This is a genomic window from Cupriavidus sp. GW822-FHT03E04 (genome assembly GCF_058801495.1).
The window spans coordinates 119897-142623 of record NZ_JBXANI010000021.1 but is presented as its reverse complement, the minus strand read 5'-3'; the positions used below and the strand labels follow the sequence as shown (position 1 = coordinate 142623).

Below are 22727 nucleotides of genomic sequence, written 5' to 3'. Positions count from 1 at the left end.
TCTGCTGACGCCGCTGGCACTCGACCCCGCGCGGCTTGTCCACAGGCTTGTCCCCTCGCGCGGTGGATAAAAGCCATCCGACACCTCCGGCCTCCCCCCTCAGCACGGCCCCGGCTTGAACTCGGTTTTCGTCGCCGGCGCCCAGCGCATGCTGCCTACCAGGCGACGCGTCGCGGTGGCTTCCGCATCAGCCCTCTCGGCCAGCTCAGCGCCGCTTCGAGTTTGGCTCGCAGGCCTTCCTGTGCCGCCTCGCCATGCGCAAGCGCCTGCTCTGCCTCCGCCAGTTGCCGGCAGAGCGCGTCGCGCTCGGCCTGCAGCTGCACCCGCGCCTTGCACGGGCCACGGCCGCGTCTTGCGCCTGCGCGGACGCGTTGGGCCAGTTCAGGCGCGAGCAACCCGCGTCTTTTTCATCTGGTTAATGGAGAAGCCCCATGCCGTGGTCAATGATTGGACGAGCGGCGCTAGTCTCGCACTGCAGCAGAATGTGCGGTATTGCCCATCGGTGACCTCCACAAGCGCTGCCCGCCCCTTCACGAAGGCATAGGCCCCAGAGCCACCGGGTCAAGCGCCCAGACCAGTCGCTCAATCTCCGGCACCTCGCAGGGCGAGGCCACCGGCGACGCCACCCTCGTGCGGTACCGCGCACTCCCCTGGCGCCCGGCATTGAGGCAGCGACCTTCACTTGTGATTCAGCACGCCAATGCTAGGCTAAATGTCCCCCAGTTATAGGAGGCAAGTCATGGCAACGTTCCAACGCGACAATCTATTTATCGTCACTTCCGTGGAGGAGTTGCCGTCGGGGCGGTACCGGGGATTTTTGACCTTGACCGGAGGTGCCAAGCCACCGCGAGCAAGGGCATTACGGAACTCAAGTTTGCGTTCTGGCAGAAGATGTTCACCGGGCGATTTGATGCCCAGATGTGGAATCCATGGCTCAAAACTGTTCTTCCCTACGTCGGCCAGGGAAGACCGTGCAAGCAGCGCCGAGAGCTTCGGAACCGGATCGCACATTACACAACGAACCCATCCACGCTCGAACGCTCGCCGCCGATTTTGCGAAAATCGAGGCGCTAGTTCGGCTGCGATGTCCTGTCACGGCAGCTTGGATGAGCTAACACCAGGATGCTCGGTCCCTGATCGGGATCGGACCTCCTTGATTAACCTCTGATGCGGTCAGACCTGGTCCCGTAAATAGCGCTTGAGCTGGCTGTAAGCGTGGTGGCAACCTTTCCAATCCGTCTTCCCACTCAGCCCGGTCGGACGCGGAACGTCATCCCATTCGCAAATGCGACGGCCCGCCGCAACGAGCCCGGCATCTCACCCTGCCCATCCCATTTCTGCCCTTCAGCGTTGCGGCATGAGTCGTGCGGGTTTCGCCAGCCGTGGCATTTCGCGATTGCCGCATGCTAATTGCCGTGCCGGGACGGCAATTAGTCCCATTCCAAATCCCTCGCCCCCCCAACTTCGTACGCCTTAGACTCGCGCGCTGCATGAGATGCGGCTTGCTCAAGAAGAGGCACGTGATCCTTCGGGACGACCAGCATTGTCAAACCCAAACCGGCTAGAGCGCGGAGGACATAGTCAAGATGAACGCCCTTTCCGTTCTCTAGCTTCGACAGCATTCCCACAGACACCCCACACGTTCGGGCAGCCTGATCAATTGGTAGGCCTTGGGCGGCGCGAGTCGCGCGCACCCTATCCCCAAGATGGGAGCACATCTTGATCGTGGCGCGCGATGGCAATGTTGAATCTGGCAAAGGTCGTGGCATGTGCAAGACAAAGTTATGGGGGGCCCGAAAGTAGCGGACACATCTTTATTTCACGAAGATGAAAGTATATCGGAGACCGGCTTGCTTCGTACCATGAGCTTCTGAAGAACTTTAGGGGAGCGCCCCGGCGCCGGCCATCAAATCAAAGTGTGCTGAAGAGATCAGCAACACTGATCCGTAAAGCTGTCGCGAGCGTTTCGATCGCATCGAGAGAGGGATTGGCACCTCCTGTCTCTATGCGGCTCATGTAGGTACGGGCAAATCCCACTCGATCTGCAAAAGCCTCTTGGGAGAGGCCTGTGGCTTTCCGTAGGTCTCGAATGCGCGTGCCAAAGCGCCGGCGTAGGGTCATTTTCATAACCCCCTACTGTGGTGGGGTGCACACCAATCGTACACACACTAATCGTGACATTCAACGCAAGACTGGCTACGCTATGCCGACGCGAGACGCGATCGTCGACATCGTTGTCGACTCCAAACGAAAGTACACGGTCACTATGAGCGGAATGTTTGTGATTTGGCATACGGCCCGCAACGCGGGCGAACTGGCGCGCGCCGCCGCTCCATACCACGCACTCGGAATCGCCATGGCGCGAGGGGATTCGCCCCTAGTTGAGCCACAACATGCTACCGCGCTGAGGTTACGTGAGCTGGTAACTGCGTATCTGCGATATCAAGCCGGTGAGGTATACCTTCATCGGGAGGCCATACAATGCGTTTCCGCCTGTTGTGCGTACTGGCAAGGCCGGAACGCGCTGCCCTGCCGTTGGCGGCAGATCCGTAACCTGGTGGTACGATTCGAATTCGATCTCGCTCGCTCCCTGTTCCAGCCTAGCCGGGTCTATGCTGTCGGACAAGAACTAGCACGAGTGACTTCAATCGAGTAACTGACCAGGCTGGTGCCGGCGGGATGTCGGCGGTTCGGCGCCACAGTATCAACCGCCATCAATCGATGCCCTGACCGTCATTTGTACATGGCCTGTCGTATGGCCCGGAAAGCTCCATCTGGTCGACCAACCCCATCCTTGCCACGCGATGCGATGAGTTCGCTTTGCTATCTGGTCCCATGCTGGGCACAGATGCCGTACCCCTGCCATGCTATTTACAGTCGTTGCCTGCCCTAGAAAGGTGGACAGGGTTGAAGATCCCATTGCTCAGACCCGAACGGCAACTATGCTGTCTGGTAACCTCACTAGGTAACCAGTGTCGGCCTCCGGCCCTTCTCTCCGCTTGCTCCATTGATCAGGATCGGGCGATGGGGGAAAGCGCCCCGGCCCAAAGCCCCATCCCGGCCCCTATCAGCTCTCTGGCGGTGAGCACTGGATCTATTAGCGTCCGGCAGGCCACGCGGTGGACTGAACCGCAGTCGACGCCGGTTGGCTCGACACAGGAGACAGCGGTGACTCCGTCTGCGTTGGCGAACTCGCGGCGTTCGAGGAATCCGATGGCGCGATTTGTCCTGGGCTCGGCAGTCAAGCCCCCCTACAAACTGGTAAGTATCTCGCGCTGCGGTTGGCCAACGTACAGAATCCCTCCGCCCGCAAGGGGTACGGCGACGGCAAACATCGACATATCACGTCGCCAGAACGCGTACCCGACGAGGGGCTTTCCCCTGATTAGGCAGCTACGCGGACCGTCAATCCGCAATTCGACAGGACACAAGCCGGAATCCGAGTCGACCAGGATGCCGTAAGCAACACAGTTGCCCGGGATACGAGCCAACAAGCGGTAACCAGCTTCGGTGGCTGTTACTTCTATATCAAGTTTGCCCCCCTCCTCAAGCGCCCAGACCTGCCCGACGAAATTCCCGACCAAAGAGTCCTCACCGGGAAATGACGCCAGCTCCTCGATTCGCAAGAAAACGCCCTGCTCTTGATCCGTTCCGGGCAAGAGACGCAGAGTGATCTTCCCTTCCTCGGTCAAATCGCTGACCAGGGCCACATCCCTTGTGACGCCCTCGAATGGGATGCACTCGACTGCGGAGACCGCCTCTGCCAACGGCTCTTCTATATACAAAAAACGCTCGGACCGTGCCGGCACTCCACCAAACAGCAGCAAGGTGGGACCCCCTCCATATCCGCTTGCGCCGACAACTCGGCAACCACAGGTCGTGGTGCCTTTGAACAAAGCCTTCGCAACACTCGATAACGCAATATTTGAATTCAGGCCTAAAGTGCTATCCACAATTGCCGCTCCCCGTGGTCAAGGCAGGTCCATCGAGTCCGGTCCGCTCGCTTGGTGACACTTCGGCGGTCCCGACCATATTTCATTAACGCACAGCGTCGTTTCCTGACTACCTCGGTGTGGCATTTTTTTTGTTACATTCGGCATCCAATTAATACATTGGCTTTCATGGATAGCGATCACTGAGTAGGGGAAATGGCAAGCATCCTGTCAACGCGACCGCCGACAGGACGGCATAGCGTGAGCAAACCGTTCGCGCAATAGCTTCAGGCGGAAAAAGCGCCATTCGACCCTGCGCTCAGGACACGCGGATGGACCCCACTTGATAGGGGTAATCGGCCCCGAACCCCGGATGGCTATACGTTATTGGGCCGAACAACAGACCGCCGACGCAATCTCTGTAGATTTTGTAACGAATCCGCCATCTCGGCTTCTTAGCATCAGGTATTTCTGCCTACGATTGCTGTGACGAGCACGCTACCGTTTGCGCTGGGCACCACGTGAACGGGCCTGGGAGCCAGCCGCACAATCTCCACCCAGCGTCATCAAACCCATGAGCCTTTGGCGAAACGCCTGTGTTCACTAGAACCCGAAAGAATATTGACAGTCGCGCCTCGCGTTGACAACGAAGGCGAGGCAAGCAAAGAGCGAGGCAATACCGAGGATCCGATGCCGCTCCAACCGGGCAGAGCAACACCACATTTCTCCAGCCGCCAACAAGGCTTCGCCCGCCGCGATTGCGGACGACCGCCTGATTTTGCCAAGGGCGGTCGTCTCGTCTCTACATTAAAAGGTTACGGCATGACGGAAAGTCAGTGGGTCATCAGCGTAACAAAGTTCAGTGCCAACCCCTCCCGTGCCTTGGAGGCCGCGCAAGAGCAACCGGTACTGATCACAAAGCACCAACGCCCGCACGCATACCTAGTGTCTGCGGAGTGCTGGGTCGAGATGCGCACCCTCCTCGCCAACAATCGCGCAGAGAAGGCCGAAAAAATCAATGGCGACAGCGCCATCAAGCAAGTCAGCATCTCCGGTACCTCGTGCGGTAATGAATAAGCGCAGGAGGAGGGTTCGTACCTCGAGCAGGAATCAGTCCCCCAGACAAGGTATGTCGTATGTGCCACGCATGGCAACTTGAGACGCCGTATGCCGTCTCGCTCTGTCGGGTAGGGGATACCGCAGGCCGACTCCTTGACGACGAATGGGTACGTTCGCGCCAGTACGCCGCACCACACCGCGCAAGGAATGGGCCAAACCGCGAGGCGTGCGCAAGATGACATCCTGATGGCAGGAACTGGCCTTTCGACGCCATGGCTCTGTTGCACTAACCAGATAGCGTATGCGCTCTGCCATGTCCCACCAGCAACCTTTGGTGACGCGCCACCCCGACGGCATTCCGCCAACTCACTGTCGCCGTGCTAAAGCGACCCCAGTCACGGCCATCCCGCATGCCGAACATGAACCTCAAATGCAATCCTGGGCGCGCTTGCGCACTGCTGCTTGCCTTGACCGCCAGCCTGCCGCAAGGGGTGCTTTCGGCGCAGGTCTCCCCGCAACCTCAGCGACGCGTTACGCTGGAGTTCGATAACGCTGAGATTGTCCAGGTAGTGCAGGCCATCGCTACCGCGCACGGAAAGACGGTGCTGCTCGACCCTCGTGTCAAAGGCTCGCTTAGCCTGTCCTCGGACAAGCCGCTGACCACCACGCAAGCCATGCGCACGCTGCAGTCGGCCCTGCGTCTGCAAGGCTATGCCATGGTGGAGGACGGTGACATCTTGAAGGTTGTTCCCGAGGCCGACGCAAAACTTCAGGCGATGGCGACGGTCATTGGCAACGCAAACGAGACCGGCACGCGTGGCAATCAGGTCATCACGCAGGTATTCCGCCTCAAGCAGGAGTCCGCAACCACGCTGATACCCGTGCTGCGCCCGTTGATCACGCCAAACAGCGTGATCAATGCCTACGCAAACAACAACACCATCGTTGTCACAGACTACGCCGACAACGTGCGCCGCATCGCCGACATCATCGCTGCCGTCGACAAAGGCGTGGCAGGAGGCGATGTGGAGGTGGTGCCGCTGCGCCACGTGATTGCCAGCGATGTGGCAGTCCTGCTGCAGCGCATGCTCGATCCGGGTAACGCCGCGACCAGCGGCAGTGCCACTGCCGGCAGCGCAAGCGGCGGCAGTGGCGAAGCCGGCCTTCGCGTATCGGTGGTGGCAGAGCCGCGCAGCAACACACTGCTGATCCGCGCCCCAAGCACAGAGCGGCTGCAGCAATCCAAGGCGCTGGTGGCCAAGCTGGACCGTCCTTCCAGCCGCCCAGGCAATATGTATATGGTGCCGCTCAAGAATGCTAGTGCCGCTACATTGGCCCAAACCCTGCGGGCGCTGGTGGCGGCGGACGCCACGCTGTCAATGACGAGCAGCGGCGGCATCGCACAAGCGACAGCCAGCAGCGGCTCCTATCCGTCGATGCCACCTCTCCCCACGGGCAGCGGCGTGGGCGGGAGCCTGGGCGGTGGGCTTGGCGGCGCCACCACCACTACAACCAGCGGCGGCTTTGGCACCTCGAACATGGGGGCGAGCACCGGCAGCGCGGCCCCTGCCACCACTGGCGGCACCATCCAAGCCGACCCCGCCACCAACTCCCTGCTGATCACGGCCTCCGAGCCGGTCTATCGCAACCTGCGTGCACTGATCGACGAACTAGATACCCGCCGGGCCCAAGTCTACGTCGAGTCCATGATCGTGGAGATCACCTCGGACAACGCCGCTGAGCTCGGCATCCAGTGGCAGGTGCAGAACGGACGCCTATTCAGCGGCACCAATTTCGGCAGCGGCGGACAGAACATCGTCACCCTGGGCGCAGGCGCGGTCACCGGCGGGGGCATCCTGCCATCGCTTGCGGCGAATGTAGCCAGTGCCGGCGGCCTGAATGTCGGCGTCATCAGCGGCAAGTTGGGGCTCAATGCGTTGTTGCGCGCGCTTAGCACACAGCAGGGCGTCAATATCCTGTCCACCCCGAACTTGATGACGCTGGATAATGAGGAGGCCCGTATCATGGTCGGCCAGAACCTGCCCTTCGTCACAGGCTCCTACGCTCAGACCGGCAGCTCGGCTAGTGTCACGCCGTTTCAGACCATCGAACGCCAGGACGTGGGGTTGACCTTGCGCGTACGCCCGCAGATCACCGACGGCGACGGCGTCAAGCTACAGATCTACCAAGAGACCTCGGACGTGATCTCGGCGGGCGGCAATAACGGCCCCACCACCAACAAGCGCGCGCTGGAAACCTCGGTAATGGTTGATACTGGTGACATCATCGTGCTCGGCGGCCTTATGCAGGATTCCTACAACGAAGGCGTGGACAAGGTGCCGGGCCTTGGCGATATCCCGTTGCTCGGCGCGCTGTTCCGCTACGAGAACAAGCAACGCCGTAAGACCAACCTGATGGTGTTCCTGCGGCCCACCATCGTGCGCACGCCCGAGTCCGCGCGCAATGTCGTAATGACGCGCTATGACTACATGCGCAACGAGGGTGCACGCTACCCTAGCGACAACTGGTTTGTGCGCGATGACGATACGCCCCAATTGCCGGCAACGTCCGGACAGCCGGACGGCGCGCCGCTGCCCTTGGGCAACCGCCGCGCGGTACCTCCGGCCCGCCCGCAGGCCGGCGGCAGCAGCCTTTCCGTTCCCCCACCGCGTCCCGCGGGACCGATGCCCGACGCTGCCGGCGAGATCGCGACACCTGTTACGCCCAACACCGCCCCTGCACGGCCGGTGACAAGCCCCGACGAGCGAGGCGGATGATGGTCACGCCCGCCGCCACCCCCTCCCGTCGCTCTGCCAACGCGCGCCTGGTGCCCTATGCCTGGGCCCGAGCGGCTAGGCTGCTGGTCGTACCGCGGCCCGGTGACGTGCCGGAAGCGTGGCTATGCCCCGACACCTCTGCCCAAGCCATCGCCGAAGCCGTACGAACATTTGGCATCAACCGCCTTGTCATGCTTAGCGCCGAAGCCCTGCAACAGGCTCTGTCACAAGCGTATGCGGCCAACGAAGGCTCCGCAGCGCAAGTAGTGGGAGAAGTGGAGGGCGAGATCGACCTGTCGCGGCTGATGCAGGAGCTGCCAGCCGTAGAAGACCTGCTGGAAGCCGAGGACGATGCGCCGGTAATACGCATGATCAACGCCCTGCTCACCCAGGCAGCGCGCGAGGGCGCATCGGACATCCACATCGAAGCCTTCGAACAAAGTTCGGTGGTACGGCAGCGCGTGGATGGCACCATGCGCGATATCGTCCGACCCAACAAGGCACTGCACGGCGCGCTGATCTCCCGCATCAAGATCATGGCGCAGCTGGATATCGCGGAGAAGCGTCTGCCCCAAGACGGGCGCATTACGCTACGGGTGGCTGGCCGCGCCGTGGACGTGCGCGTCTCCACTCTGCCCACCGGACACGGCGAACGGGCGGTGCTGCGCCTGCTTGACAAAGATGCTAGCCGGCTCGACCTGGCGAAGCTTGGCATGAGCGCGGATACGCTGAGGCTGTTCGATCGCCAGATCCAGCAGCCGCACGGCATCGTGCTGGTCACCGGCCCCACAGGCTCGGGCAAAACCACGACCCTGTATGCCGCTTTGTCCCGGCTGGACGCTGCCGCCACCAACATCATGACGGTCGAGGACCCTATTGAGTATGACTTGGACGGCATCGGCCAGACCCAGGTCAACGCGCGTATCGACATGACCTTCGGCAAGGCGCTGCGCGCCATCCTACGCCAGGACCCCGACGTCATCATGATTGGCGAAATCCGTGACCTGGAGACAGCCCAGATTGCAGTGCAGGCCTCATTGACCGGCCACCTCGTGCTCGCGACCCTGCATACAAACGATGCCGCTTCGGCAGTCACCCGGCTCACCGACATGGGGGTAGAACCCTACTTGCTTGCCTCCAGCCTTCTCGGCGTACTGGCGCAGCGATTGGTCCGGCGCCTCTGTCCGGCCTGCAAGTGGGAACAGGAAGGTCTCTGGCACCCACGCGGCTGTACCCGGTGTGGGCCCACCGGGTACCAGGGCCGCTCCGGCATCTACGAGCTGCTGGTGGTAGACGACCAAGTGCGCAAGCAAATCCATCAGCGTGCGGCCGATGCCGATATCCGCGCGGCGGCGGTCAGCGCCGGCATGCTCAGCATGCGCCAGGACGGGCAGCGCTGGATCGACGCCGGCCTGACCTCGCTGGAAGAAGTGCTGCGCGTCAGCAAAGATTGAGAGGGAGTCTCGGCATGCCAGCTTTTCGCTATGAAGCCGTAGATTTTGCCGGCAAGATCTATCGCGGCATGATCGAGGCCGAGGGCAGCCGCGCCGCGCGCGGCCAACTCCGCACGCGCGGCCTGACCCCGCTCAAAGTGATGGTAGTGACCGCCGCGCCGGCAGGAAGCAGCACCTTCGGCAGTCGCCTGGGCACCCAGGAGCAAGCGCTCTTCACCCGTCAGGTGGCAAGCCTGCTGACCGCTGGCCTTCCGCTCAACGAAGCGCTGGGGGCACTAGCCGACCAGGCAGAGCGTACCTATGTACGGGAACTCATCGGCGCGATCCGCGCCGAGGTCATCTCTGGCCAATCCTTCTCCGGGGCACTCTCGCAACACCCTCGGGACTTTCCCGACATCTACCGCGCCCTGGTTTCCGCCGGGGAACACAGCGGGAAGCTGCATGTGGTGCTGACGAAGCTGGCGGACTATATCGAGAGCCGCAATGCCTTGACACAGAAGATCAAGCTCGCCTTTACCTATCCCGCTGTGGTCACCGTGGTCGCGTTCGGCATCGTCATCTTCCTGCTGACCTACGTGGTCCCGCAAGTGGTAGGGGTGTTTACCACCACCAAGCAGAAACTGCCGACGATTACGACCATCATGCTCGCCTGCAGCGATTTCGCGCGCGACTGGGGCTGGCTGGCCGCGCTCGTTTGCGTCGCCGCAGCGTGGCTGGTTCGCCGCATTCTCGCCCTACCCGGCCCGCGCCACCGCTGGCATGCCTGGCTGCTCACGGCGCCGCTGCTCGGAAAGCTTGTGCGCGGCTACAACACCGCGCGCTTCGCCAGCACGCTGGCCATTCTCACCAGCGCCGGCGTGCCGATCCTGCGCGCACTGCAGGCGGCCGGCGAAACCCTTAACAACGTGGCATTGCGCGATAACGTGGAAGACGCCATCTCGCGCGTGCGCGAGGGCACATCACTGGCCCGCGCCCTCGCCTCCGCCAACCAATTCCCGCCAGTGCTGATTCATCTGATCCGCTCTGGCGAATCCACCGGCAAACTACCTGAGATGCTCGAGCGCGCGGCCGAGGGCGAGGCCAGTCAGTTGGAGCGGCGGACGCTGTTCATCACCGGCCTGCTAGAACCTGCGCTGATACTAGGCATGGGCCTGATGGTGCTGTTGATCGTGCTTGCGGTGCTGATGCCAATCCTGGAGATCAACCAGATGGTGCGCTGACACGGCCGCTGTCCCTTTGTCATCCGGCGGTCATCAACGGCCGCTAGCTTGGCAAGCACGCTATCGGCTTCTCCCCTAGGAGGTAAACGTGAACGACGTCAAGCAACAGCTGGACAGCCTGGTACGCGAGCGCGCGGCAATCACCGCCGACCAGCGCAAAGCCTCACTGCTGGCAGTATGGAGCAAAGATCCGTTGGCGGCGGAGCCGGACCGCGCCAGGGCAAAGAACTTCGCCGCACGCATGGGCGCGGAATCGCTGCAGGGCGACAGTATCGATTACCTGCCATCCTCATTCCTTGCCCTGGGCACCCGTCGCAGCCGCGCCGTCGCTATCGTCCGCTCAGGCACGGGCTCTGCACTGGCAACCGGCTTCCTGATCAGTCCCGCCCTGTTCATCACGAACAACCATGTGCTGGAGACCGCCACGGATGCCGCAGCCGCCCTGATCGAGTTCAACTTCGAGACAACAGAAGACGGAACGCCCTTGATCGGCTCACGCTTTGCCCTCGCGCCTCAGCGCTTCTGGCTGTCAAGTCCGATCGATCAGCTTGACTTCGCCATCGTAGCGGTGGGTGAGCGGCTCGCCGGCCCGAACGACATTACGAGCTTTGGCTACCTGAGCCTGAGCGACCGTCCGGACAAGCATGCGCTGGGGATGACAGTGAACATCATCGAGCATCCACAGGGCCGCCGCAAGCAAGTCGTGGTAAGGGAAAACCGCCTGCTGGCACGCGGAGAAGGCGGTGGCGCCGAGCATTGCCTGCACTACGCCGCCGACACCGAGGAAGGCTCCTCCGGCTCGCCCGTCGCGAATGACAACTGGGAGGTGGTCGCGCTGCATCACTGGGGCGTCCCGCATCTGGATACGGTCTCAGTCGACGGCGTCGCCATCCCCATGACAGTCAATGAGGGCATTCGCGCAAGCGCCATCGTCGCTCAACTGCGACGGGACCTCGCAAGCCTCGCCGCCCCCGCCCAGGCCCTGCTAGGCGCCGCGCTGGCTGCCGGCGACGCGGCGCTGCCCACCGCCGTCCCGATTGCCCCACTGGCACCCGGAAACCCGCCGCCGGGCGCCCACGTCCTCCACCTCGGGGGCGAATCCCTACAACCAATCGCCACGGGAAGTACCATGTCCGCTGAAAACGCAGAAAACACGGAAACCCGCCAGGTCGTCCTGGTACCGCTGGAGATCAGCGTGCGCGTCGCGCGGCAAGCCGACACGCAGCACCTCTCAGCAAGCCAATCCGCACTGGTGCTGCCCTCCGCAAGCGAAACACTGCCGCGCGGGCTGCAATATGCCGAGCGCATGCGACTCGACCGGAACTATAAAAACCGCAACGGCTACAACCCGCACTTCATCGACGGCCTGGCCATTACACTGCCTGACCTCGTACAAACACGCTCCGGCGAAATCGCGCCCCTGAAGAACGGCGTGCCCGGTAACCCTGCCCTGCTTGAGTACGAGAATTTCTCCATCATGATCTGCGCACCGCGCCGGATGGCATTCGTGTCGGCCGTGAATATCGACGCCGCGCACTATATCGACATTGATCGCGATACCGGCGCGCCCAAAATCGGGCCGGAAGGTGACAGCTGGTACGACGACGACCGCATGGACCCTCGCCACTATATCGGCCAAGACTTCTATGGCGCCTGGAGTACGTACTTCGATCGTGGCCACCTCACGCGCCGCAGCGATCCCACCTGGGGCACGCCGGAGCAAGCAGCCAGAGCCAATGCGGATACGTTCCACCGGACGAATTGCACGCCGCAACACTTCCGCTTCAACGAGAGCATCAAGTTCTGGCAAGGCCTGGAGCGCTACATTCTCGAATTCGGCGTACTGAAGACTAACGCCAAGGTCACCGTGCTGACGGGGCCAGTCCTCGACGACGACAATGTGGCACCTTGCGACGGTATTAATGTGCCACTACTGTTCTGGAAGGTGATCTTGCGCGTAGGCCCCGACCAGCAGCCGCAGGCAAGCGCCTTCGTGGTCAGCCAGGAAAAGTTGCTCAAGGAAGCCCGCGTCGCGCTCAAGCCACCTGCGGACGGCATCGCCCCGGTCGTGGAGACCTTCAGGATTGGCGTGGCCAAGCTTGCCAGCCTGACCGGTCTGGACTTCTCGGGCTTCGCACAGTACGACACCTACAAGAGCCGGCCAGGCGCCGAAGCTGTTCCCCGGCCGATGACGGCGTGGGAGGATGCGCTCTGAGGCCATCGCCAAAGGCCGATGTATCGAGAAATGGATTGGCGAAGCACGGACCGCTGATCCGAAGAACGGACATCGCCATCCGCTCGACCTTTCTCGATATGCAAGGCAGTTGCGTATCGCGCCCACACATCGTCAGCAAGCCGTATCTGCGGGTCGCGGCTATTTGACTGCGGTCTGTGAGCCGGCCCGCGGCACATTACTCACAAGCGCTGGCGCGCCATCATCCCACTCATGCCCGCCAATCGTCGTAAAAGAGGACAGTACCGGTACCTTCGGCGCTGCCGCCATGCGCACCTCCCGTCGTACGCCGTAGCTTGACAGCACAACCAAGCGCTCGCCAACCTCCTCTAGCACCAGGCCTGGCGCCGCTTCGCGCCCAGTCAGCACAAGCCGTGGCGGCTTGCCATTCACTGCGATCACCGCTGCGCCACTTGCCTCCCCAGCATCTCTGCCGGTGCGAATGACGCCGCTAACCGTGATTGGAAGTTCACTATCCTTGGCCGAACGGGCACCGAACAGCCGCGCTCCCTCTCCCGATACGAATGGAGCCGAGATTGCCTTGGCCGCCGGCACGCTAGCTTGCCTCGCGGCGTGCAGGCGCGTGCCCCAGTATCCCGCCGCGGCGATGCAGGCCAACGCGCAAACGAGCGTGAGGAGTCGCTGGCGATAGACCGCTGGATGCGCAAAGCGGGCCACCAGCGCGGAGCCGCGCACACGCGCGAATATTGACCGGGTCATGGCGGTGAGCCTCTCGTATGAAGTTTTGGTGTCAGAAACCGCGTAAGGCGCGTAACCGGTTTGCCCCACATCTTCGACAGAATCACCCTGGCCCATCCCGGAGCGCGGCCCTTGCAGCTTTGTACCGCGCAGGCATGACAGACTTCTTGCGGAAACTACGATGAATTCGCCCAATGTGCCAACGACCATGCGGACACGTTCCGCCGCCGGCTTTACCCTGATCGAAATCATGGTGGTGATCGTCATTCTCGGTGTGTTGGCCGCGCTGGTGGTGCCCAAGATCATGAGCCGGCCAGACGAGGCCCGGCGAGTCGCAGCACGCCAGGATATCGCCGCGATCATGCAGGCGCTCAAGCTGTACCGGCTTGACAATGGTCGATATCCCACGGCCGAACAGGGACTGCAAGCCCTCATCGCGCGCCCGACGGCGGAGCCGCTGCCCAACAACTGGAAGAGTGGCGGATACCTCGAGAAACTGCCCAAGGACGCCTGGGGCCAGCCTTACCAGTTCGTGAATCCGGGCGTCCGGGGCGAAATCGACATCTTCAGCTTTGGCGCCGACGGCCAACCTAACGGCGCTGGTAATGACGCAGACATCGGATCATGGGAATAGGCCCTGTCATGATCGCCACGTCAAGCCGCCGCCTCATGGCCCGCCAGTATTCAGGCAAGAGTCAATACGGCTTCACGCTGCTTGAGATGATGGTGGTGGTGGTCATCATCGGCATCGTCAGCGGGCTTGTTGTGGTCAATGCCCAACCTAGCCCTCGCAACTTGCTAGAGCATCAGGCCCAACGACTGATCCTGCTGCTACAGGATGCGCACCAGGAAGCCAGGTTGCGAGCGCAGCCCATCGCATGGGAAGCGACGCCGCAAAGCTACCGGTTCCTGGTCCGCGATGGAGAAGGCTGGCAACCCATGCGCGACGAGATACTGCGTGCTAGCAGTTGGGGGGCACCGCTATCGGCGCTCACTGTGGCGCAGCCGAATTCCGCGCCACAGGCCGGCGCGGTGAGAGTCTTGTTCGGACGCGAGCCAATGGAGCCCACGCTCACCATTACGCTGGAGCGCGACGGGGCGCGCGCCAGCATCCTAACCACCGCGCCAGGCCGCTATGTGGTCCAGTAGGCGACGGCCCGCGCGCCATACACTCCGGCCACACGGCATGGTTTGCCGTGTCCTCAGCCTCTCGGGACGGCCTATGCCGGCTACGCCTCGGCCCTCATCGCCTGGCGGGTTCACGCTGATCGAAGTGCTGGTAGCCTTGACCATCGTCGCCGTGGCGCTCGGCGCCTGCCTACGTGTGGCCGGTCTGCTGGCCGACAGCAGCGACAGCCTGCGCGCGCGCAGTGTGGCCGAATGGAGCGCAGCCAACCGGCTTGCCGAACTGCGCCTGGCCAGACGCTGGCCGGAACCCGGCACACGCCGCTTTGCCTGCGACCAAGGGCGGGTGGCGCTTCGCTGCGAGGAAAGCGTCAGTCCCACCGCGGATCCACTAATTCGCCTCGTGGTGATCTCGGTCTATCGAAATAGCGACGGCAATGACGCAGGCACGCGGCTTGCCCAACTGGCCACGGTGATGACAGATGGCTCTCGTTCGGATCGGTAAGTACCGCACCATATGCAACCGTCGCGGCTTCACGTTGATGGAGATGATCATCGCCATCGCCATCCTGGCTATCATCGCTGTGGTCTCCTGGCGCTCGCTCGATGGCATCATCCGCGGCCAGCATGCCGTGGCCGACAGTATGGCGGAGACCCGCTCGCTGGATCGCCTGTTCGCGCAACTCAGCTACGATCTCGCCGAGGCCGTGCCCGACGCCCAACTGGGTGCCGGGGCGATCCAGTTTGATGGCGCACAGTTGCACATCGTGCGCGCATTGCGTGAGCCGGGCCGGCCGACGCGCTGGCAAGTGGTCGGTTACCGCACCGCAGATGGCATCTTGTGGCGCAGCATCTCGGCCCCGGTGGCCAGCCGCGAAGCCGCGCGCGCCGCACTCGAAGCGCCGCCCTCCGAGCGTCAGGCACTGGTCGAGCATGCCGTTGGGCTAGAGGTACGCGGCTGGATTGATCCGAGCGGCAATCTCGGGAACTCCGCCAATGCGATCAGCGCGGGCTGGGCCGTGCGTGACGGCGGCGTTCGCCCTCCGCCCGTACTGGCAGGTGCATCTCCCATACTGCCACTCAACCGGGTAACCGGGGTGGAAGTCGTGGTATTGACTGGAGCCCCCCCAACCGCCTACCGCCGCGTTCTGGCACCCACTCCATAAGCCGCCCGCCTTTTCACGCGTGCCGTCCGAATTCCCACGAGCGCCGATCCAATGTCCGAAACCGTCGCGACCTGTTATGTACGCCTGCCGGCCTGCCCTGCGCCGCTATCGACCGCACATCGCACAGCCAGCCTGTTTGACCCGCTGCGCGACGCATTGGCCTATGCCATCGCAGACGCAGACGGGCACCTGCTGCGGACCGGCCACGCTATATCCGCGGAACTACCGCTTGCACACGAAACGGTGCTGCTTGCCGACTCTCGCGATATGCTCGTGCTACGAGTACCTCTGCCGGCCGTCGCCGGCACACTGCTTCGCGAGACGCTGCCGGGCCTGGTCGAAGAACACCTGATCCGCGATGCCGAACACTGCCATATCGCCGTTTTGGCCCGTCATGCCGACGGTCAAGCCACACTGGCCATAGCCGACCGCCAATGGCTCAGCCTCCTCCTGGGCGCCTTCGGTCAACGGCGCCTGCGCCTGCTGCCAGCGGTACTATGCCTACCGCCGGGAGACCGCGGCTGCGGCACCGTCGTACTTGAGCCGGCTCCGGCAGCTCAGCCGACCGGGGGCCTGCCGGAACCCGACTCCGACTTCCGGGTTGCCACCGCGCCCGACGGGAATACCGAAGCCGGCGTAGCCGATACGCCATGGTTGCTCACCGTGCGCCAGTCCGGCGACGCTACCTATGGCGTTGCACTTCCCCCTGCTGAGGCACTAGCTTGGATTTGTGGCCCGCTGGCAGGCAGCACGCTGTACGCCGACAAAGCGCTTCATCCGCATCTTCCCGACGATCGCCACGCACAGGCCGCAGAGTGGCCGCTGTGGATTGCCGGCGCACGCGCCCTTCCGCAAATGGACGCCTGCCAATTCGAACTAACGGCGAACCGCCGCCGTGGCGCGGCAACCCCTGCCTCGAATGCCTGGCCGCTTGGCCTCGCGCTGGCGGCCAGCCTGCTCTGCCTAGCTGGGGTCAATGCGCAATGGTGGTCACTACAGCGTCAGCAGGATGCCCTAACGGAAACGATGAACAGCCTGCTTCGCGAGCATTTCCCCAAGACTGGCCCGATCGTCGACGCACTGGCGCAGATGCAGCAACAATTGAATAGCCTCCGCGAAGCGAAGGGCCAACCCGCCGCAGGAGATTTTGCGATACTCGCCGATCGCTTCGCCACTGCGCTGGGCCCGGTCCCCGTTACCGCTGTCAGCGAGATTGGCTACCACGAGGGTAGCCTTCGCGTGCGTTTGATCTTCTCCGGCAGTAATGCAAAAATTGACACCAATGGCCTGCGATCCCGCCTCGAGAAGGCTGGCGTGAGTGCGCGCCTGGAGGACGGCCAATGGATCCTGAGGAGCCGCACATGAAATCCCAGGCCGATGATGAGCAGCTCGCCATGCTGCCCCGTCAACTGCTGCGCAGGTATGCGCTTCACGTGAAGCCGCCCTTAGCAAGGGCTCGCGCCGCTTGGCTGGCCCGAGCCCCGCGAGAACGGCGTGCACTGCTGTTATGCGCACTGGTCCTCTCAGCCACGCTGGGCTGGTTTGTTGGCTGGGAGCCTGCCACCAACGCCATCGTACGCCTGGAGCGCGATCTGCCGCTCCAGCGTGAGCAGGCGGCGCACATGCAGGCGCTGGCGGCGCAGGCCGCGGCGCTGCGCGCTCTGCCCGACCCAACGGCGCACACGCCAGGCGAATGGAAATCTGCGCTGACAGCCTCACTAGCGCGCCATGGCATAGCGGATGCCAGCGTCAGGGTCGAAGACAGCACGTTGCGAGTGGAGGTGCCTCGCATCTCCTTCCACGCCTGGATGCAGTGGCTGGAATCCGTACGCAAGGAGTACGGGGTCAAGCCACTGCAACTGGACGCTAAAACTGTGACTGGCGCGGAAGAGGGACAGGTTTCCATAGACGCGGAGCTGAGCGCGCCTAGTGGGGCCAAGCGCTAGGCCCCGAGCCCATCCGCCTGCTCAATCTGAGGCAGGGCGCGTGTTCCCGCCAGCCGGCGGGATCGACCATCCACGGATGATCGCCACAACGGACGCAGCATAGCGGTCCCGCAGCGCGGGTGTCTCCGAATGGTAGGCGCCGACAGCCGTCCAGGTGTTGCCATACTTGTTCATCTTGCGACGCAGGTGCCACGCTCCGATGTAGATGCTGGCGCAACCATCGTAGAGCGTCTTTGCCTCGACGCCATAGCGCCTCAACTCCGGCAAGTGAATCGAGTTGATCTGCATCATCCCCATGTCCACCGACTGATTAACATTGCGATTGACGGCGTCCGGCCGAAAGCGCGACTCCTGCCACGCGATCGCGCGCAAGATCACCGGATTCACGCCGTGATAGGTACCGGCAGCTTCAAAGCAGTCTGCGTACGCCAGCGCGCAAGGTGCCATGAGCAGTACCATCCCGAATCCATACGTCATCGCCCCATGCATCAATCGAGCTCCTGCGTTTCAGGATCGCTAGACCACACCACTCGCGTACGCACCGCTGCGCCAATGCCCTCACGCAGCACCAATGCCTCTAGACGCAATACGGCACGCGCGTTGCGAACCTCACCTTGAACCAGGAAGTACTGGCTGCGCGTCTCCAGGAGCAGGCCTTGCGGCTCGGGCAGTCCTGGCGCGATGGCCTTGAGCCTGAGGCTAAGGTCGCCCACGTCACGAAAGTACGCCCGCTCCCGGTCCGACACCAAGGCGCCGGCCTGCGACACGGACAAACCGGGAATGCATGCGGCCAGCACCTGCGCCTCGGCCGTGTTGAGGTTGATCGAAGTCGCGACCGGAAGTATCACCACGTAGGGAATCAGCGCGCGAACCGTATCCCGCGTATAGCCGGGAATGGCGAGCAGATCCCGCATCTGCACTAGCGGCAGGCCCTCTCGTGCCGAGCCACCACCCTGAGAGGTCTTTAGCATGTATGTCGCTGTCACCGAGGCCAGCTCCGGGTTCAACGACAAGGAGGTGAGAAGCCGCTGATAGAGTGCCACGCCACTGACACGAACCCCGGCCGGCTTGCCGGCTTCTCCGGGCGCAATCAAGGTTGCCAGGTTGAAACGCGCCTGCGCATCCCGCACGCGCGAGCTGACCATCATGGCTTGCGGAGCGTCCGAGAAGCCAGCCAGGCGCACGGCCTGGGGGCCGAGCAACTCCGCCGCACGTATGGGCTGCAGCGGCTGGGCCCAGCGCTGGCGCAGGTGATCGACAGATGCCACCCGGCTGCTATCGAGCAACTGCAATCGCGCCCGCTCCACCACCAGCCACTGCATGGATTCTGCCTGCATGCGCAGACGATGCGCCTCCACTGAACGTGTGGCCACTTGCTGCTGTGCGAACATGGTTGCGACCAGCGTCGTCGCCAGCGCCACCACCAGTAACGCCGTCACCACGGCAGCACCGCTCTCCCGTGATCTCATGGCAACGTCCGCCCCGCAAGCGCCCAGAACGCTTCGATGTCGGATGTGGATACGTTCGGAGCTGGCTCTTCGAGATAGCTCCCCAGCAAGCCCACCTCCTGCACATGAAATAGGTGATGTTGCGCCGGCAGCGGTGCGGACCGCGGGCGCGCATAGTGCGTGCGAAAAAAACGCGGTGGATCCGTACGAGGCTCATGGAGATCACGTATGTCGCGCACGGTGGCATCAAACCAGAATCGTACCCAGCTACCGCCCTCACGATATCCACGCTCGCCGCGCATGAAGCCTGCGTAGGCGAGCAGCACATATGGCACGCACTCTTCTCGCAACCCGGGGTAGGCCCAAAGATTGCGACACGTCGCCACGTCAATCAACGAGATAAAGCGCTGTATCGTCAGGGAAGGGACATAGTGTACGTGACGCATCAAGCCAAGGTGCCATTGCCACTTGCGCAAGAAGCGAGCGCGATGCCATGCAGCCAGCGCTCCATTGGGTTCCGCAGTCACGGTGATCTCCTCGGGCGAGTCGCCATTTCGCACCAGCGGACAACGAGATCGCTTGTGCGTGTCGTGGCTGAAACGCGGCTTGATGCGCAGGCTGCATGCGGCGATCAGTAGGAGCGGCTGATGACAGATCGGACAACGCGCCTGCGGCAGACGACTTGGTGTCAAGCTACTACCAAATTCATCGAGATACGCCTGCAGCGTGATCATGCGCGCTTCTCTTGGATGCAATACCAGATTCATCGAACGGACCTCAAGTCCAGAGTGTCCGCAGTGCTCCCCTGGTGCCTGGCCCGAGTCATGCCCGTTTTGATGAAGATACACAGTCACTCGCCCTTGTTCCGAAGCACCCTGTCGTCGCTGGCTCATTCCGGCCGCGTTAACGCTAAGCTACAAACAGCGATTTGCGTACCCATGACGAAATCTGCGAAGATCACGGCCATCAGACGAATATCGCAATCGCCGTGGCGCTTTGGCTTTTTCTGATCGGTTTCCGTAAAAAAATAGACAAGAAGACCCGCATCGCTACCGTAGCAATCCCCATAAGCGACGCCCGATCAGAAGTCTGCTCTTCATATCCGCGACGCACCTTTTTTCGTTCGCTAAATGACGAAAATGCATGAGCCAGCTTCGTCGTCTCTTCACCATTTCATCCCGCCTTCTTCATTTCGCCATCCAATAATTTCATTGCGGACGGCAACCACTCCAGCACCTTCTAAACGACGTCCGCGGCAAGTGAAGTCATGCATCAATCCTTAAATGCTTTCCACCCAATCAACGGGAGTTGCACTGTGAAACTGAAGCACGCACTGATCAACGCGGCCTGCCTGGCCGTCGCTTTCTCGGCCTCGTCGGCCATGGCCCAAAACGTGGTCGGCGGCGGCGCATCGCTGCCCGAGTTCCTGTACAAAGCGGAAATCGGCGCCTTTGCTCCGGACTATCTGTACGCCTCCACCGGCAGCGGTGCCGGCAAGACGGCCCTGCTGACCAACGTGGCAACTGCCTTCAACAACACCTACACGCCTCCGCGCACCGACGCGGTGGTTCATTTCGCCGGCAGCGATTCCGTGCTGTCGTCGACGGACATCAGCGGCTACACCCGCGCTGCAACTGACGGCAATCTGGTGCAGATGCCTTCCGTCGGCACTGCGGTAGGCATTCCGTTCAAGGTCGGTACGCTGAGCGCCCTTACCCTTTCCGCCAACCAACTGTGCGGCATCTTCTCCGGCAAGTGGAAGACCTGGGACAAGGTCAACGTCAGCTATCCCGCCAGCGACATCAATGTCGTCTACCGTAGCGACAGCAGCGGCACTACCGAGATCTTCACCCGCCACCTGAACGCGGTCTGCAGCACGGCATCAGGCAATTCCCTGATCAACTTTCCGGTCACCACGCGCTTCTCCGACGTTGTGGCGCTGATCAATGCCGCGCCCAACGACCCGCTCAACCCGAAGAACGTGAGCACGAACTTTGTAGCTGCATCGCTGAGCGCTGGTGTCCGTGATGCGATCGATGCTCGCACCAATGTCATCGGTTACCTCAGCCCGGATTACATCAACACGACGCTGGCACCGACCTCGACCGCGGCCACGAAGAATCTGACTGCTGCATCGCTGCGCAACAAGAACAACTCCACGGCCTACACGCCCTCTTCCGCCAACACCACGTTGGCTCTGACCAACCTGACGCTGGGCAGCAATCTCGCTGACCCGACAAGCTGGGCGCCGACGGTCGCCGATCCCGCCAGTGGCTACCCGATTTCGGGCGTGACCTTCCTCGACCACGTGACGTGCTACAGCAACAGCAGCGTGCTGAGCAAGATCCTGGGCTTCCTGGACCGTCACTACACCTATAGCGGTGTCAACGACAACACGTCGCGAATCGAAGGCAACGGCTTCGCCAAGCTGCCGGCCACGATCGTCACTGCGATCCGCAACAACCTGCTGACCAATAGCAGCGGCAATAACCTGAACCTCGGCAACGCTACCGCGTGCTCGGGCAAGGCCGGCCGCTGAGACGCGCCGATTGATGCAGTAGCTGCCGGCGCAATGCCGGCAGATCTCTGACAAACCCCACACCGTTCGAGTGTGGGGTTTCTTTTTTGGCGACGCCGGTCGTCATAGCCCCCTTTCTTTTAGACTCGCTGCAGAGGCAACTCAACAATCGGATTTGGAAAGCGAACATATGGAACAGCAGACAAAGATGATGGCGAGCAAAGAATGCGTCCATTCAACACCCGACATGCACGGATTGTGCGGCGCTGGATGACCGTGCTGTCGAAGGCAGCGCGGCGGGGGCGAATTCGGAAGATCGATTTTGGTTACGTATCGATGCGCTGTAGTGTCCGCTGCAACTCAATTGTCGAGCTGGCGCATGCAAACCGAGAGCGCTTTGGCAGTTGGACATGGCACCACAGCCCCTCAAACCCAGCCGCGGCTGACCTTCATCTCGTGGCTACTCTACCGGAGAGATCGCGACGCCGGCGGCGCCCCACTTGATCCGCCATCGCGGCGACGCACAGCGGGACGCGTTCGCACCCACCGTCACCGTCCGACCAGTACCCTCGGCGCACAGGTCCAGGGCCCGCCTCAGCATCTTGTCGACGCTGCGCATTGACAGGCGATGAAACGCCGCCACCTCCTGGCGAGTCTGCTCTTCGACGCGCAGCGCGACCAGGACCGCTTGATGGCGATATGGCAGGCGACCGAGAGCATCGACCACCGCCACAAGCTCGGACCGGGCCTCGACAATGGTTGCCGGACCTGGCGCGGCGTCGACGATGTACTCCAGTTCGGCGCCGGCGTCACCAGTATATTGCCACGACCGGTTGGCGCGCAGGCGGTCCACCGCCTGGTTGCAGGCCATGCGGTACACGTAGGCTTCGGGACTCTGGATCTGCGCGCAAACCCTCCGTTTTCCCAATTGCAGCCAGGCATCGTGCAGGGACTCGCTAGCCAGGTCGGGACAACGCAGATGACGCAATAGCCGGCTGTGCAGCCGGTCGTAGTTCGCCACTAGGAACTCGCGCAGCATCACGCTGTGATCGCCCTCGACGAAGGTGACGCGGGCTGCGTCGGCAACCGCGTCGCCCCCCTCCACGCAGGATTCGTTATTCAGGTCCATGACGGATCTGCCTCCATCTAC

Annotated in this window: 20 protein-coding genes; 12 read left to right on the top strand and 8 right to left on the bottom strand. The window is 62.4% G+C overall.

Annotated elements, in window-relative coordinates; genetic code table 11:
• Nucleotides 1-1430: 1430 nt before the first annotated feature.
• The 3 genes from AC1RQC_RS28180 to AC1RQC_RS28170 form a co-directional block, all read right to left on the bottom strand.
• On the bottom strand, nucleotides 1431-1718 hold the full coding sequence (locus tag AC1RQC_RS28180; RefSeq protein ID WP_492809532.1) for a helix-turn-helix domain-containing protein: 288 nt from the start codon (nucleotides 1716-1718) through the stop codon (nucleotides 1431-1433).
• A 193-nt stretch (nucleotides 1719-1911) separates the two neighbouring features.
• Entirely contained in the window at nucleotides 1912-2121 is a 210-nt protein-coding gene (locus tag AC1RQC_RS28175) for a helix-turn-helix domain-containing protein (protein WP_492809531.1), read from the bottom strand.
• Between the two features lie 1130 nt (nucleotides 2122-3251).
• The gene (locus AC1RQC_RS28170) at nucleotides 3252-3827 is read right to left on the bottom strand and encodes a hypothetical protein (RefSeq protein WP_492809388.1); all 576 of its coding nucleotides are present in this window, start codon (nucleotides 3825-3827) and stop codon (nucleotides 3252-3254) included.
• Nucleotides 3828-4514: 687 nt separating this feature from the next.
• Between AC1RQC_RS28170 and AC1RQC_RS28165 the strand changes: the two genes are divergently transcribed.
• From AC1RQC_RS28165 to AC1RQC_RS28145, 5 genes are all read left to right on the top strand, one after another.
• On the top strand, nucleotides 4515-5009 hold the full coding sequence (locus tag AC1RQC_RS28165) for a type II toxin-antitoxin system prevent-host-death family antitoxin (RefSeq protein WP_492885226.1): 495 nt from the start codon (nucleotides 4515-4517) through the stop codon (nucleotides 5007-5009).
• Between the two features lie 401 nt (nucleotides 5010-5410).
• Entirely contained in the window at nucleotides 5411-7768 is a 2358-nt protein-coding gene (gene gspD, locus AC1RQC_RS28160; RefSeq protein ID WP_492809386.1) for a type II secretion system secretin GspD, read from the top strand.
• A complete protein-coding gene (gene gspE, locus AC1RQC_RS28155; RefSeq protein WP_492809529.1) occupies nucleotides 7768-9222 on the top strand; it encodes a type II secretion system ATPase GspE in 1455 nt (484 codons plus the stop codon). Before gspD ends, gspE begins: the two co-directional genes overlap by 1 nt.
• Before the next feature lie 14 nt (nucleotides 9223-9236).
• Nucleotides 9237-10442 (top strand): type II secretion system inner membrane protein GspF, encoded by a 1206-nt coding sequence (gene gspF / locus AC1RQC_RS28150; protein ID WP_492809385.1) that lies wholly within the window; start codon nucleotides 9237-9239, stop codon nucleotides 10440-10442.
• An 88-nt stretch (nucleotides 10443-10530) separates the two neighbouring features.
• A complete protein-coding gene (locus AC1RQC_RS28145; protein ID WP_492885224.1) occupies nucleotides 10531-12657 on the top strand; it encodes a DNA/RNA non-specific endonuclease in 2127 nt (708 codons plus the stop codon).
• Between the two features lie 159 nt (nucleotides 12658-12816).
• On the opposite strand, the gene AC1RQC_RS28140 is transcribed toward AC1RQC_RS28145, so the two are convergent.
• Nucleotides 12817-13641: a hypothetical protein gene (locus tag AC1RQC_RS28140; protein ID WP_492809547.1), complete on the bottom strand. Its 825-nt coding sequence runs from the start codon at nucleotides 13639-13641 to the stop codon at nucleotides 12817-12819.
• Here AC1RQC_RS28140 and gspG point away from each other — a divergent pair.
• From gspG to AC1RQC_RS28110, 6 genes are all read left to right on the top strand, one after another.
• On the top strand, nucleotides 13583-14008 hold the full coding sequence (gspG, locus tag AC1RQC_RS28135; protein ID WP_492809527.1) for a type II secretion system major pseudopilin GspG: 426 nt from the start codon (nucleotides 13583-13585) through the stop codon (nucleotides 14006-14008). The genes AC1RQC_RS28140 and gspG overlap by 59 nt on opposite strands.
• 8 nt (nucleotides 14009-14016) lie before the next feature.
• Nucleotides 14017-14523 carry a type II secretion system minor pseudopilin GspH gene (gene gspH / locus AC1RQC_RS28130; protein ID WP_492809383.1) on the top strand — a complete coding sequence of 169 codons (507 nt, stop codon included), beginning with the start codon at nucleotides 14017-14019 and terminating at the stop codon, nucleotides 14521-14523.
• Nucleotides 14524-14596: 73 nt separating this feature from the next.
• A complete protein-coding gene (gspI, locus tag AC1RQC_RS28125) occupies nucleotides 14597-15004 on the top strand; it encodes a type II secretion system minor pseudopilin GspI (RefSeq protein ID WP_492809382.1) in 408 nt (135 codons plus the stop codon).
• A gap of 37 nt (nucleotides 15005-15041) precedes the next feature.
• The gene (locus AC1RQC_RS28120; RefSeq protein WP_492809381.1) at nucleotides 15042-15665 is read left to right on the top strand and encodes a PulJ/GspJ family protein; all 624 of its coding nucleotides are present in this window, start codon (nucleotides 15042-15044) and stop codon (nucleotides 15663-15665) included.
• A 51-nt stretch (nucleotides 15666-15716) separates the two neighbouring features.
• Entirely contained in the window at nucleotides 15717-17030 is a 1314-nt protein-coding gene (gene gspL / locus AC1RQC_RS28115; protein WP_492809380.1) for a type II secretion system protein GspL, read from the top strand.
• Nucleotides 17027-17611, top strand: a complete 585-nt coding sequence (locus tag AC1RQC_RS28110; protein ID WP_492809379.1) for a type II secretion system protein M — start codon at nucleotides 17027-17029, stop codon at nucleotides 17609-17611. The genes gspL and AC1RQC_RS28110 overlap by 4 nt, the downstream gene beginning before the upstream one ends.
• 21 nt (nucleotides 17612-17632) lie before the next feature.
• On the opposite strand, the gene AC1RQC_RS28105 is transcribed toward AC1RQC_RS28110, so the two are convergent.
• The 3 genes from AC1RQC_RS28105 to AC1RQC_RS28095 are packed head-to-tail and all read right to left on the bottom strand — an operon-like array spanning nucleotide 17633 to nucleotide 19793.
• On the bottom strand, nucleotides 17633-18070 hold the full coding sequence (locus tag AC1RQC_RS28105) for a lytic transglycosylase domain-containing protein (protein WP_492809378.1): 438 nt from the start codon (nucleotides 18068-18070) through the stop codon (nucleotides 17633-17635).
• A gap of 29 nt (nucleotides 18071-18099) precedes the next feature.
• Nucleotides 18100-19080 carry a type II secretion system minor pseudopilin GspK gene (gene gspK / locus AC1RQC_RS28100; protein WP_492885222.1) on the bottom strand — a complete coding sequence of 327 codons (981 nt, stop codon included), beginning with the start codon at nucleotides 19078-19080 and terminating at the stop codon, nucleotides 18100-18102.
• Nucleotides 19077-19793: a hypothetical protein gene (locus AC1RQC_RS28095; RefSeq protein WP_492809376.1), complete on the bottom strand. Its 717-nt coding sequence runs from the start codon at nucleotides 19791-19793 to the stop codon at nucleotides 19077-19079. Before AC1RQC_RS28095 ends, gspK begins: the two co-directional genes overlap by 4 nt.
• 581 nt (nucleotides 19794-20374) lie before the next feature.
• Here AC1RQC_RS28095 and AC1RQC_RS28090 point away from each other — a divergent pair.
• Nucleotides 20375-21598 (top strand): substrate-binding domain-containing protein, encoded by a 1224-nt coding sequence (locus AC1RQC_RS28090; protein ID WP_492885220.1) that lies wholly within the window; start codon nucleotides 20375-20377, stop codon nucleotides 21596-21598.
• Between the two features lie 439 nt (nucleotides 21599-22037).
• On the opposite strand, the gene AC1RQC_RS28085 is transcribed toward AC1RQC_RS28090, so the two are convergent.
• Nucleotides 22038-22706 (bottom strand): RNA polymerase sigma factor, encoded by a 669-nt coding sequence (locus AC1RQC_RS28085; protein ID WP_492809374.1) that lies wholly within the window; start codon nucleotides 22704-22706, stop codon nucleotides 22038-22040.
• Nucleotides 22707-22727: the final 21 nt, after the last annotated feature.